The 12,530-nt window shown below is 61.8% G+C and carries 13 protein-coding genes and 1 tRNA gene; 5 read left to right on the top strand and 9 right to left on the bottom strand.

Annotated features, from left to right (window positions below; translation table 11 throughout):
• The first annotated feature begins 118 nt into the window (after positions 1-118).
• Positions 119-730, top strand: coding sequence for a Type 1 glutamine amidotransferase-like domain-containing protein (locus tag FPK30_RS02120; RefSeq protein WP_144085212.1), 612 nt, complete (start codon positions 119-121; stop codon positions 728-730).
• Positions 731-740: 10 nt separating this feature from the next.
• Here the strand turns inward: FPK30_RS02120 and FPK30_RS02115 are convergent, their stop codons facing one another.
• The 7 genes from FPK30_RS02115 to FPK30_RS02085 form a co-directional block, all read right to left on the bottom strand.
• The gene (locus FPK30_RS02115) at positions 741-2,300 is read right to left on the bottom strand and encodes a ClC family H(+)/Cl(-) exchange transporter (RefSeq protein ID WP_232345913.1); all 1,560 of its coding nucleotides are present in this window, start codon (positions 2,298-2,300) and stop codon (positions 741-743) included.
• 125 nt (positions 2,301-2,425) lie between these two features.
• Complete coding sequence (locus FPK30_RS02110) at positions 2,426-2,641, bottom strand: YbaK/EbsC family protein (protein ID WP_186279320.1); 216 nt, start codon at positions 2,639-2,641, stop codon at positions 2,426-2,428.
• A 115-nt stretch (positions 2,642-2,756) separates the two neighbouring features.
• On the bottom strand, positions 2,757-3,254 hold the full coding sequence (locus FPK30_RS02105) for a hypothetical protein (protein ID WP_144085073.1): 498 nt from the start codon (positions 3,252-3,254) through the stop codon (positions 2,757-2,759).
• A 189-nt stretch (positions 3,255-3,443) separates the two neighbouring features.
• Positions 3,444-3,528 (bottom strand) — tRNA-Ser (locus tag FPK30_RS02100).
• A 93-nt stretch (positions 3,529-3,621) separates the two neighbouring features.
• Complete coding sequence (gene serS / locus FPK30_RS02095) at positions 3,622-4,908, bottom strand: serine--tRNA ligase (protein ID WP_101432752.1); 1,287 nt, start codon at positions 4,906-4,908, stop codon at positions 3,622-3,624.
• Positions 4,909-5,051: 143 nt separating this feature from the next.
• Positions 5,052-5,927: an L-serine ammonia-lyase, iron-sulfur-dependent, subunit alpha gene (gene sdaAA, locus FPK30_RS02090; protein WP_144085072.1), complete on the bottom strand. Its 876-nt coding sequence runs from the start codon at positions 5,925-5,927 to the stop codon at positions 5,052-5,054.
• 12 nt (positions 5,928-5,939) lie between these two features.
• Positions 5,940-6,617, bottom strand: coding sequence for a serine dehydratase beta chain (locus FPK30_RS02085; RefSeq protein WP_144085071.1), 678 nt, complete (start codon positions 6,615-6,617; stop codon positions 5,940-5,942).
• A gap of 221 nt (positions 6,618-6,838) precedes the next feature.
• Here FPK30_RS02085 and FPK30_RS02080 point away from each other — a divergent pair, with 221 nt between their 5' ends.
• The 4 genes from FPK30_RS02080 to rpiA all read left to right on the top strand — a co-directional run bounded on the left by FPK30_RS02080 (position 6,839) and on the right by rpiA (position 11,579).
• The gene (locus FPK30_RS02080; protein ID WP_144085070.1) at positions 6,839-7,933 is read left to right on the top strand and encodes a diacylglycerol/lipid kinase family protein; all 1,095 of its coding nucleotides are present in this window, start codon (positions 6,839-6,841) and stop codon (positions 7,931-7,933) included.
• A 62-nt stretch (positions 7,934-7,995) separates the two neighbouring features.
• Positions 7,996-9,669, top strand: a complete 1,674-nt coding sequence (gene pgm, locus FPK30_RS02075; protein WP_144085069.1) for a phosphoglucomutase (alpha-D-glucose-1,6-bisphosphate-dependent) — start codon at positions 7,996-7,998, stop codon at positions 9,667-9,669.
• 60 nt (positions 9,670-9,729) lie between these two features.
• Complete coding sequence (locus tag FPK30_RS02070; protein WP_144085068.1) at positions 9,730-10,773, top strand: ribonuclease H family protein; 1,044 nt, start codon at positions 9,730-9,732, stop codon at positions 10,771-10,773.
• Positions 10,774-10,880: 107 nt separating this feature from the next.
• Positions 10,881-11,579, top strand: coding sequence for a ribose-5-phosphate isomerase RpiA (gene rpiA / locus FPK30_RS02065; RefSeq protein WP_144085067.1), 699 nt, complete (start codon positions 10,881-10,883; stop codon positions 11,577-11,579).
• Between the two features lie 85 nt (positions 11,580-11,664).
• Here rpiA and FPK30_RS02060 read toward each other — a convergent pair whose 3' ends face one another.
• A complete protein-coding gene (locus tag FPK30_RS02060; protein WP_004268639.1) occupies positions 11,665-11,754 on the bottom strand; it encodes a 30S ribosomal protein bS22 in 90 nt (29 codons plus the stop codon).
• A 67-nt stretch (positions 11,755-11,821) separates the two neighbouring features.
• The gene (locus FPK30_RS02055) at positions 11,822-12,472 is read right to left on the bottom strand and encodes a hypothetical protein (RefSeq protein ID WP_144085066.1); all 651 of its coding nucleotides are present in this window, start codon (positions 12,470-12,472) and stop codon (positions 11,822-11,824) included.
• Between the last annotated feature and the right edge of the window lie 58 nt (positions 12,473-12,530).

Below are 12,530 nucleotides of genomic sequence, written 5' to 3'. Positions count from 1 at the left end.
CGTGGTCAATCACTAGGCGAAGACCATTACTTGGATATATTGAGACCAGCAATGGTCGGATCTTACGTTTTGCGACCTGCCCGGGGCGGAAGTCCCGCCTGGCATGAAAGGAGCCGTTATGCGTCGGCTGCTGCTTACATCCTCATTCTCCGCTACCGCTGACAGGTTGCCAGCCTTTCTGGAAGGCTCGCCCAAGAATCATACGGTGGCTTTCATCCCCACGGCCAACCTTCCACAGCGTTCGGATGGTTATGTCCAGGAGGCTCGCCGGGCTTTCACCGACATGGGCTGCCGGATCGACGACCTGGAAGTCTCAACAGCCGATCCGGAGACCATACGTCGCAGCCTGGAGGAGGACGACCTGATCTACCTGTCCGGCGGCAACACCTTCTTCCTGTTGCAGGAGCTGTGCCGCTCAGGGGCTGCTGATCTGATCAGGCAGCAGGTGGGTCAAGGCAAACCCTATATCGGCGAATCGGCCGGCGCTGTGGTGACCGGTCCCGATATCGGCTTCCTGGATGCCATGGATCCACGCTCGGCCGCCCCGGATCTGGACTCCACCGCCGGTCTGGGTCTGGTGGACTTCCGTCTCCTCCCTCACCTTGATTCTGAGCCCTTCGCCGAGGTGACCAGGAAAATTCTGGACCGCTACGGCGACGATGCGCCCATGGTGGCCATCAACAACAGCCAGGCCGTGGCAGTCCACGGGCAGTGCCTGACCATCCTTTAGAGAACGTCAGTCAGCGACAGAGGCTTTCCATGACCCGTCGGGCCTGATCCAGACGATCACCGGGACAGAGCAGGATGACACCGTCTCCGGCGAGCAACCTCAGATCACCAGCAGGAATCAGCCGATGCTCACCCCGGCGAAGACCAATTACGGCACATCCGTGCGGCCAGGGAACCTGCCCAAGCAGACGACCAGCCGCCGGACTGCCATGCTCTATGGGGAACTCCACAGTGACCCTGTCAGGAACCCGGGCATCGGGAGCACGTCCTCGGCGATAACGCTCCAGCAGAGCCTCGTAAATAGGCTGGACACCCAACAAATCGGACACCATCAAAGCCGTAAAAGCGCACAGGGCCACAGGGAGCATGTGGACCAGAGAGCCTGACATCTCCACCGTCAGCAGGATGGAGGTTATGGGGGCCTTGACCGAGGCCGTCAGAGTGCCCGCCATGGCGCAGACCGCACAGACTGGAATAATCCTGACAGGCATTCCCAAGGCGGCCGCACCCATCCCGCACAGGGACCCAGTCAGTGTGCCGACTGCCAGGATGGGCATGAAGATGCCTCCGGGGGCACCGCTGCCGAAGGAGGTAGCCGTAAAGAGCATCTTGACCAGAAGCAGAACCAGCAGGTTGATGGCCACCGACCAAGCCACCTCACGAACACCTTCCGCCTTGCCAATCAGGTCCTCGCCGCCACCCAGAACAGCAGGCAGCACCAATCCGACCGGCAGAGCCAGGAAGAGGGAGATCACCGGTCCCAGCTTCGAGGGCAGGTGCCTGTAAAGGCTCTGCGCGCCCAGCAGCAGACGGTTCATGGCAGCTCCCACAAGGCCGGCCATCAGCCCAAGGGGGATCATCAGCAGATACTGGGCGATGGTCAACTGGGGCATAGCGGTGAAGTCCAGAACCGGGCGCAGGCCGAAGCGGTTTTTGGCGATGAAATCAGCACTCAGGCAGGCCATGCCCGCTGACAGAAGAATCATTGGCGAAAAGGAGCGGTGGATCTCCTCCAGGGCGAAGACCATCCCCGACAAGGGCGCGTTGAAGGCTGCAGACAGACCGGCAGCCGCGCCGGAGGTCACCAGGCAGGTCTCCTCCACACGGTCTCGGCGCAATCCTCGGGAAACCATCTGGGAACCGGCTGCGCCGATCTGTACCGAGGGCCCCTCACGCCCCAGAGACAGGCCGAACATGCCGCAGGCCAGACCGCCCAGGAAGCGTACACCCAGCACAGGGAGGGCAGGCATGCGCATGCCGTGGATGACCACGCCCTCCACCTGAGGGATGCCGGAGCCGGAGGCCATGGGAACCCGGCGGACCATCCAGGCCAAGGCCAGGCCTACCAGCAGGGCAGCCAGCAGCCACGGAAGAATTATCAGGGGTTGGTTTCGCATCTGCGAGTAGGCCCATCGAGCGAACCTGGTGCCATAACCGATGCCCTGCCGGTAGAGCACCACCAGCACTCCCACCAACAGTCCACAGCAAGCGGCTCTGAGCGCCACCAACCACCGGCTGGCTCGACCCGGTCTGGTCGCCTGCACCGGGTCGGAACGATGGGTCTGATCCATCTCTTCTGCCGACGGCTTTCTCCAAGACAGATTCAGCCTCACCGGTCTGCTCCTTCCCTCCTTCGCGCACAACGGTTTCCAGCATCTCCCAAGGCAGAGACCAAGCAATGGCTGAGTCTACGACTTCAACTCTCCGGCAACATGAACACCCGGGATACCAGCTTCCGCGCAAGATCCAGCAGTGAGACCCGGCCCGGCACCGTATCCAGGCACTGGCGCAAGGTAAGAGCCGAGGCCATGTGCAGCCCCCGGCATCCGACCAATTCCCGCACCTGGCGCAGGTCCGGCCGCCCTATGCCCTTGACCACCATGAAACTGCCTAGAAGTTGTCGCACGTTCAAGGGAATCATCCTGTTCCCCACGTCCACCGTTCTCTGACGCATACTGCTCGAAGTGCCAAGATCCGCTCTGGCTACGGATTCAATGCCGCCATTCCCGGAACTTTTGGGCGCCTTGTCAGTCGTTGGCCACCTCCGAGTCGGGCTTCAGCTCCTTCTCCTTCTGGCCTATCCGCTTTCTGTCTATGCGATAGTAAGCGTTGAAGAGACCGCCGGAGGTCAGCAGGACGACGAGAAGGACCAGCAGCCATATGTTCTCTTCGACATCGTATGTCTCAAGCAATTCATAAGAGGAGGAGATCATCTTCAGCCAGCCTGCGACCGACACGAAATACCAGGCAGTCGCCTGGTCAAGGAAGCTCAGCGCCCGTCGACGTTCTGACCGGGTTCTGGTAGCCTGACGGAGAATTTCATGCCCGCGTTTGCGTTCCAACTGAATCTTGACGATGGGCACCAGCCACCACCAGGGCGAGACCTCGTCCCAATTCTTGCTGAGCTGATCAAAGTCGTCCAGGAGCTCCTGATATTCCTGCAGCTCCATCAGCCCCTGGAAGAGTGGGAATGTGAAAAGCAACCAATCTCCGATCAGAGAGACAATGGCGATGAATTGATCCACGACCCGACCTTTCCCTTGCAGAGCCGACACCCAAAGTTCGACTCGCGTGATTAAGCATGGCTACCGTCCTTTATTGTAAGCACCGGGCTCCAACTCACACCGCTGCGCAACCGCTGACCTCCGGACTGGAAACATACGCTTCAGCGAATACAAGAATGCCCCGGATATGGCTCCGGGGCATCAATCAGGCGGACAGGGCGGGATTCGAACCCGCGGTGGCTTGCGCCACAACGGTTTTCAAGACCGTCTCTTTCGGCCGCTCAGACACCTGTCCAAAAGACGTGCCAATCAGACACGTCACTCATCATACGACATCAAGGTTGGTCCAACCACCAACGGAATGTCGGTCGATCCCAGCAGAGGCGGCTCAGGCCTCCCAGGTCTTGGGCTCGATGACCTCCTTGCCGCCCACATAGGAGCGCATGGCCTCAGGGATGACGATGGAGCCGTCGGCGTTCTGGTGGTTCTCCAGAATGGCGACCAACCAACGGGTGGTGGCCAAGGTCCCATTCAGGGTGCTGACGGGACGCGTAGAGCCGTCCTCCAACCGCTCGCGCTCGTTGAGGCGGCGGGCCTGGTATTCGGTGCAGTTGGAGGTTGACGTCAGCTCGCGGTAGCGACCCTGGGTGGGCACCCAGGCCTCGCAGTCGAACTTGCGCGCAGCCGAGGACCCCAGGTCTCCCGCCGCGGTGTCGATGATCCGGTAAGGCACGTCCACCTTGGCCAGCATCTCCTGCTCCATGGCCAGCAGCTGCTGGTGCTGATCACGGGAGTCCTCCTGCTTGCAGTAGACGAACATCTCCACCTTGTCGAACTGGTGGACGCGGATGATGCCCATGGTGTCCTTGCCAGCAGAGCCAGCCTCCCGCCGGTAGCAGCTGGACCAGCCACAGTAGCGCAACGGGCCTTGGCTCAGATCCAGAATCTCATCCTCGTGCATGCCGGCCAGGGAGACCTCGGAGGTGCCCACCAGATACTGATCGTCAGGCTCACGCAGACGGTAGATCTCGTCGGCATGGGCATTCAGGAAGCCGGTGCCGGCCATGACCTCGGGCCGGACCAAGGTGGGTGTAATGGTGGGAATGAATCCGTGCTCCATGGCCTGGTCCACGGCCATGGTCAGCATGGCGATCTCCAACCGGGCCACGTCACCGCGCAGGAAGTAGAAGCGGGAACCGGAAATCTTGACGCCCCTGCGCATGTCGATGCCAGCCACGCCCACGCCCAAGTCCAGGTGGTTCTTGGGCTCGAAGCCCTCTTTGGTGAAGTCGCGCGGGGTACCGACCTTCTTGACCACCACGTAGTCGTCCTCGCCGCCCTCGGGCGCCTCGGGCTCCACTACGTTGCTGAACTTCCACATGAGATCGGTGTACTTGGCATTGGCCTCGTCGGAGGCTGACTTGCAGGCATCCACCTTCTCGGACAGGCTCTTGGTCCGGGCCAGAAGGTCGGCTTTCTCATCAGGAGACGCCGAACCCATGCGCTTGCCGAGCGACTTCTGCTCGGCCCTGCAGCTCTCGTAATCCTGGAGTGCAGCCCTGCGCTCGCTGTCCGCCTTCAGCACTTCGTCGACGAGTTCGACCGATTCGCCGCGTTTGCGCTGTGATTCACGGACAACATCCGGATGTTCCTGAATGAACCTGATATCTAACATATCTGAATTGTATGACTTTCAAAGGACACGGAAACCGGCCCCGCACACCTCTTTCCGAGTCCCATGGCCTCTGCTGCAACCGGCCCGGCCGCGGCAGGAAGGCAGACGCGAACCAGCCGTCCCTTATACGCGTCTGCCACGCATCACTGGCCGAATACAGTCTTGCGGAACCGTTTGCCGGTGGGGGTGCCCGCTAGTCCGCCGATGCCGGTCTCTCTCAGTGATGAGGGCATGCTTTCGCCGATGGACTTCATGGCTGCGATGACCTCATCGGGCGGGATCCTGCTGACACCACCCGACAAGGCGATGTCAGCAGCGATCAAAGCGTTGGCAGTGCCGATGGCGTTGCGATTGACGCAGGGCACCTCCACCAGTCCGGCCACGGGATCGCAGACCAGTCCCAGCAGATTGCTCATGGCTATAGCGAAGGCTTGGGCGCTGGCATCAGGATCGCCTCCTGCACCCTCAACCGCAGCAGCGGCAGCCATGCCGGATGCGCTGCCCACCTCGGCCTGGCAACCGCCTGTAGCTCCGGAAATCATCGCCTTGTTGGCCGTGACCAGTCCGAAAGCCCCTGCCGTGAACAGGCAGCGGATCAGCCCATCGTCATCCAGCCCCAGTCGGTTCTTGAGCACGGTGAGCACTCCAGGCAGGGTTCCCGAGGAACCGGCCGTAGGCGTCGCGCAGATGATGCCCATGGCCGCATTGACCTCATTGGTGGCCATGGCGGCCTCGACAGCCTGCAGCATGGCATCGCCGCTCAGGCTGGTTCGTGTCTTCCGGTAATGATCCAGCAGAGCGGCCTGTCCTCCGCTCAGCCCGGTCTTGGAAAACACGCCATTGCCCTGGGACCCCCTGGCCACGGCAGCCTGCATGACCTGCAGGTTCTTGGCCATTCTTGCCCAGATCTGCTCGCGCGTCTGGTGCGAACGCCGCACCTCCTCCTCGATGGCCACTTCCGATATCGACGAGCCACGCTCTTGAGCCATACTCACGAGTTCAGCGATCGAAGTGAACATGCGCCATGCCTCCTAGTCGATATAAATCATCCGGGACGAGTGACCGGCAATCTGCTGCTGCCGCTGCGTGGACAGCGGATTGTCCAAATCGAACTCGTACACTGCCGTGCCGGCCGGACCCGCGGGCTCATACCTGGTCTGCTTGGTCACGCCCTCTTCCCGGAGCAGATCGCGTATGCGCTCCAACCGACGACTGGAGCCCTTGTCGGATTCATCCAGTTCCACCAGCAGGATGGGCAAAAGCCCTGGAGGAGTGATCAGGCAGCCGTCCAAGTTGATACGCCGCACTTCAATGGTTCCGCCCCCGATGGAGCAAGCCGCGTAGATCACCCGGCCGGCTGGGCCCCGCAAGTCCAGGACGGCAGTGTTCGGGTGGTCGATGGGACTGGGTTCATCCTCCTCGTGGAAGGTCAAATCCATGCCCTGCCTGCGGGCGATGCCGATGGCATCGGGCACCCGGGAGTCATCCGGCGCAAAACCCAACAGGCCGCTGATGACGGCATAGTCGGTACCGTGACCGCTGTGCGTGCGAGCGAAGGAATCATAATAATGAATGTCGGCACGGCTCGGAACACCGCCGGCAAGGATGTGGCCAACCCGACCGATGGCCACGGCCCCAGCTGTGTGCGAGCTGGAGGGTCCGATCATGATGGGTCCTATGATGTCGAACACGCTCTTGTACTTATCCATGCCTGCCTCCTCTTCCCATACCCCCGGGCCTTCCCAGACTTCCAGCGCACGAAGCCGTTGCAGCTCCAGACCGAAGGGACCACATGGACCGAATGACATCATAACTTTCCGGTTTTCATAACTCAATCAACTGATACTGTCAGCGTGATTGCTGTAGAGGGTTCGTTCACGTCGGACACACCCAGGGGGATTCGGGTCGACACCGCGCGCACAATAGAATCATGCCAATTCCAGCGGTCGTCATCCTCGGCATCCTGGCGGTGGCGGCCATTGTCGTCACAGCAGTGGTGTTGATCATCCGCGCCCAAAGACGGCATAGGTTCGCCATGCAGATCCTGGCCCGGGATGACGACCAGCTCAGCTACGCTTTCGTCATCAACCCCTCCAAGCCCCAGGCCGCCGCTGCCCGCGAGCGCATCCAGCAATACTGCCGCGACAAGGGCATCCGCGAATTCAGCTTCATCGAAACCCAGCTGGATCGGGACGGAAAGGCCTGCGCCCGCATGGCACTGGAGCGTGGAGCCAACGTAGTCGTTGCCGTGGGCGGGGACGGGACCGTACGCACCGTAGCCAGCGCCATGGCATCCAGCGACCATGTCATGGGCATCATCCCTATAGGAACCGGGAATCTCTTCGCAAGGAACATGGGCATTCCCGTTGGCGATCTGGACGCCGCCCTGGCCGTGGCCACCTCGTACGGATCCACCCAGGTCGACGTGGGCCGCATGGCTCTGCTGGACCAGGATGATCAGGAACAAGGCCGTGGTCATGCCTTCCTGATCATCGCCGGCATCGGCTTCGACGCCCTGATGATTGACGACACCGACCCCAATCTGAAGAAGACGGTCAGCTGGCTGGCCTACTTCATCAGCGGCGCCAAACATCTGTTCGCACCCAAGTACACGGCCGACATCACCATTACCCGGCCCGACCAGGTCACACAGACCAACACCTCGGTGACCTTCCGCACCTTCATGGCCGGCAACTGTGGGGAGATCCCAGGATTCTCCCTGATGCCCGACGCCTCCTACGAGGACGGCTTCCTGGACTTCGAGATCATCGACACCTCCGCTGGCCTGATCGGCTGGGCCAACCTCTTCGGAGACGTCATGCATCAGACCATCACCCGAAAGGCCAGCCAGAGCCCCCTGTCGACCAACTCCACCATCGTCCAGCTGCAGGGGACCAAGGCAGAAATCCGCCTGGAAAAGCCCGCCTTGGCTCAGGTGGACGGCGACATTCTGGGCGAGACCTGTCACCTGGCACTCAGTGTTGAGCACCGGGCTCTGAACGTGCGGGTCCCCCAGTCCGACTGAGACCGAAGGAGTCTGTTCCCCATCTGCATGCTTTCTCATGCCGGGGTGGCATGATGGGAGGCATGACAGCACAGAACGCGGGCAAGCCTGCCAGCCCGGAAGATCTGATCAACGTCGACGATCTGATCGGCAGGTACTACGATCTCATCCCCGACCCCTCCACGCCCTCCCAGCGGGTGTCCTTCGGCACCTCCGGGCATCGCGGCTCCGCCCTGACCACCTCCTTCAACGAGGCCCATATTGTGGCCATCAGCCAGGCCATAGCCGAACAGCGAGCCAAGGATGGAGTCACCGGACCGCTCTATCTGGGCCGCGATACCCACGCCCTCTCCCTGCCCGCCTGGAAGACCGCTATCGAGGTCCTGACAGCCAACGGCGTACGGGTGCGCATTGACGCCAATGATGACTACACTCCCACCCCCACCGTCTCTCAGGCCATCCTGACACACAACCGGGCTGCCGACGGGACCCAGCGCTTCTCCGGCAAGGACCTGGCCGATGGCATCGTGGTCACTCCCTCCCACAACCCGCCCACCGACGGCGGTTTCAAGTATGACCCGCCCACAGGCGGCCCGGCTCCGGCTGAAACCACCAATGCCATAGCGCAACGGGCCAACGAGCTCCTGGGCGACTACAGGCAGGTCAAGCGGATCCCCTTTGAAGATGCCGTCAAATCCGACCTGGTGGAGCGCTTCGACTACCGGGAACACTATGTGGCCGACCTGGGCCACGTCATCGACTTTGATCTGATCAGAACCTCGGGGGTCCGCCTGGGCATTGATCCGCTGGGCGGGGCCTCGGTCAACTACTGGCCGCTGATCAATGAAAAGTACGGCCTGAACATCGGCGTCGTCAACCCGGAAGTGGATCCGACCTGGCGGTTCATGACCATCGACCACGATGGGAAGATCCGCATGGATCCCAGCTCCCCCTATGCCATGAAGGGTCTGGTGGATCGCCTGAATGCAGGGGCCTGGGACTCCTACGACCTGGTGGGCGGCACCGATCCGGATGCCGATAGGCATGGCATTGTCTGCCCAGGAACCGGGGTCATGAATCCCAACCACTACATCGCCGTCTGCGTGGAATACCTCTTCTCCGGCAACCGTCCCGGATGGCCCCAGGGCGCCGGCATCGGCAAGACCCTGGTCTCCTCCTCCCTGATCGATCGTGTGGCTGCCTCCATAGGCGCCAGGCTGGTCGAGGTGCCTGTGGGCTTCAAGTGGTTCGTCGACCCCCTCTTCAAGGGCGAGGTGGCCTTCGGCGGCGAGGAGAGCTCCGGAATGAGCTTCCTGCGTCGGGACGGCCGCGTCTGGACGACCGACAAGGACGGGCTGATCCCCGACCTCCTGGCTGCCGAGATCACAGCCAAGACCGGAAAGAACCCGGCCCAGCTCCACCAGGAGCAGGTGGAGCGCTTCGGCCAAAGCTGGTACAAGCGGGTGGACACCCCGACCACATTGGAGCAGAAGCAGAAGTTCGCCCGGCTGAACGGGGACGATGTGACGGCCTCCACCCTGGCCGGCGAGCCCATCACTGCCAAGCTGACCGAAGCCCCGGGCAACGGGGCCAAAATCGGCGGCATCAAGGTGACCACCCGGAACAACTGGTTCGCCGCCCGCCCCTCCGGCACCGAGAACATCTACAAGGTCTACGCCGAATCCTTCATTTCCCCCGAGGCCCTGGATCAGGTTCTGGACGATGCCGACCAGGTAGTAGCCAAGGCCCTGGGCTGAACTGCGGACAAGACCATCGCTGGCACGAGGGTTCTTTGTTTCCCTGTCTAGACTGGAATCATGACCAATGACAAGAATCTGGTCGTCTCGACCGACGGCAGCGCACTGAGCAATCCCAACGGCCCCATGGGCTGGGCCTGGGCCGATCATGAGGGCGGCGACGCGGATGCAGGCGGCGCAAGCAACGGCACCAATCAGATTGGCGAGTTGTGCGCCGTCCTGCAGGCGCTCCGAGCCCACCCAGGCGAGCGCCCGCTGATCATCGAAACCGACTCCCAATACGCCATCAACTGCTCCACCACCTGGGTGCCCGGGTGGAAGAAGAAGGGCTGGAAGAACTCCCAGGGCAAGCCGGTCAAGAACCGCCCGCTTATTGAAGCCATCGACCAGGAGATCCAGACGCGGCCTGGATCGGTCAGGTTTGTCTGGGTCAAGGGCCACGCCGGCGACACCTTCAACGAGAAAGTGGACACGCTGGCCCGCGGCTATGCCACAGCTGCAGGCAAAGGCGATCGGGAAGGCTGTCTGCCCGTTGAGGGCTGGCGATCACTGCTGGCCTCCCCCTACGCCAAGGGCACGCAGGTGCCGTCCACAGTCAAGGAGGAGCTGGACGGAGGACCCCAGGTTCTGGACGATCTTGGCCGCAAGAAGGTTCGCCTGGGCCAGAAAGAGCAGAAGGACCTGGCCGAAACCGCCGTCGAATCCGAGGCCGTGGATGCCGAGCAAGCCGAGTCCGTAGCCGCAACATTCTCAGGGTCGCCGGCCGCAGCAGCAGATGAGCGGGACGACGTGCCGTCTAAAGCCATCAATGACACGCCCGCTTCTGACATAGCCGATGATCAAAAAGACAACCCCTCGCCGGCTTTCAACGATACTTCGGACACCGACACGGTTGATCAAGAGACCAAGAATTCCGGCGCTCGAGGGCTGAGAGCCAGCGGCCGGATCCGCATCACGCCTCCTCCCTCTGGCAGCAGCATGTTCACCGGACAGGACCTGCATATAGTCGGCAGCATTGATCTGGACGCCGCCATCGACCCTGACGGCTACGTGAACATCCAGGAGGCCCCATTCCGTCTGCATGCCATCGAAGTCAAGGATTGAGCTGTTCATGGACCGTCAAGGGCCATCGTCTACACTGGAGTGAACCTGAACGAACAAGACCCGCGGATATCAGCTGTTAAAAGCATGGCGGGCATGAAGGAGCGTCTATGGACAAGACCGAGCAGGACAGACTGAAGAAAGCCGCCGGCATCGAGGCAGCCAAGCTGGTCGAGAACGGCATGACCGCCGGGCTGGGCACCGGATCCACGGTTCGGTTCTTCGTGGATGAGCTTGGACGGCGCGTCAAGGAAGAGGGCCTGGAGTTCACCGGCGTGACCACCTCTCGGCGTACCAAGGAACAGGCTGAAGGCTACGGAATCCGTATCGTCGACATCGACCAGGTAGACCACATCGACGTCACCATCGACGGTGCCGACGAGGTCGACAAGAACTTCAACGGCATCAAGGGCGGCGGCGCAGCCCTGCTCTGGGAGAAGATCGTAGCCACCAACTCTCGAAAGATCGTCTGGATCGTGGACGAGTCAAAGGTGGTCGACACCATCGGCCGCTTCCCCCTGCCAGTGGAGGTCATCCCCTTTGGCGAGCGCCATGTCCTGGACCGCTTCAAGGAGCGCGGCTATAACCCGGTCCTGCGGATGGACGGCCAGGGGCAGCCGGTGCTGACCGACGAGCACAACCACATCATCGACCTGCATCTGGAGCGGATCGAGCACCCGCAGGATCTGGCCCAGGACCTGATCACCACTGTGGGCGTCGTGGAACACGGTCTCTTCCTCAACATGGTTGACACAGTCATCGTGGGCGACCCCAATGGTCCCAGGGTCATGACCAACGCCAACAAGTGAGGACAGACGGATATACACGAAGCCCCCCGCGTCCAATCGATGCGGGGGGCTTCGTCGGCCCTAGCGGGCCATAAGCCATAAAGAGCTACTTGCGCTGGTGACGAGTCTTGCGCAGCAGTTTGCGGTGCTTCTTCTTGCTCATCCGCTTGCGGCGCTTCTTGATGACAGAACCCATCCGAGCCTCCGATCCTTAGTTACCTGGAAGTGTCCAACTTGCTTATCGTACACCGCTTGGGGGACGATCAGAGCGGAAAGGCCTTGTAGAAAGCCTCCAGCGCTGTCCGCTGACCCTGAGCACGGAAGACCACCGTGTCGTTCTGCCAGATGACCAGCGCCTTGTGCTCGTCGTCACCATCCGCCTTCTCCAGATAGGATCCGGTGACCGTGCCGCCGCTGCGAACCTTGCCCGAGGCCAGCTCTTTGCCGGACATGCCTGTGGACTGGCTGTCGTAGAGGGCCTTGGCATCCTCGCTCCTGGACCACTGGGCCAGGTGGAGGGTCACATCCCCTCCCGATCTGCCGGTGGAGTAAACCAGGCTGTACTCCTCTATAGGCGTACGGGTGCTCCACTCGCTGTCGGAATCAGCCTTGACTCGAGCGAAGCCGCCCACGGTGTCAGGCATGGCCTTGAGCAGCTCCGAGGCCGAATCCGGCAGGGGCGCCGCCGTGGCCTTTGGACTGGCCTGGGAGGGACGGGAAGAAGCGGAGGTCTGAGCCTGTGCGTCTGGTTGTTGGTTGCGCACCGCCCAGTGCGGCCATACGAAAGCCGACAGGAGCACCAGAACCACTACCGCAGCCAAGGCGATGACCAAGCCTATACGTCGACGGCGTTGCCGGGCATGCGCAGAGGAATCGGGCGAAGAGGACAGGGGTGCAGAAGGATTGTCAGCCATGCCTCCATTCTCTCATGGGCAGGGTGTCGGCACTGCGAAGATGGCGTGAAAGCCCGGG

The organism is Bifidobacterium apousia, from assembly GCF_007559275.1.
Lineage (GTDB): Bacteria > Actinomycetota > Actinomycetes > Actinomycetales > Bifidobacteriaceae > Bombiscardovia > Bombiscardovia apousia.
Note: the sequence above shows the minus strand (reverse complement) of the source record. Positions and strands in the feature narration are given on the sequence as shown.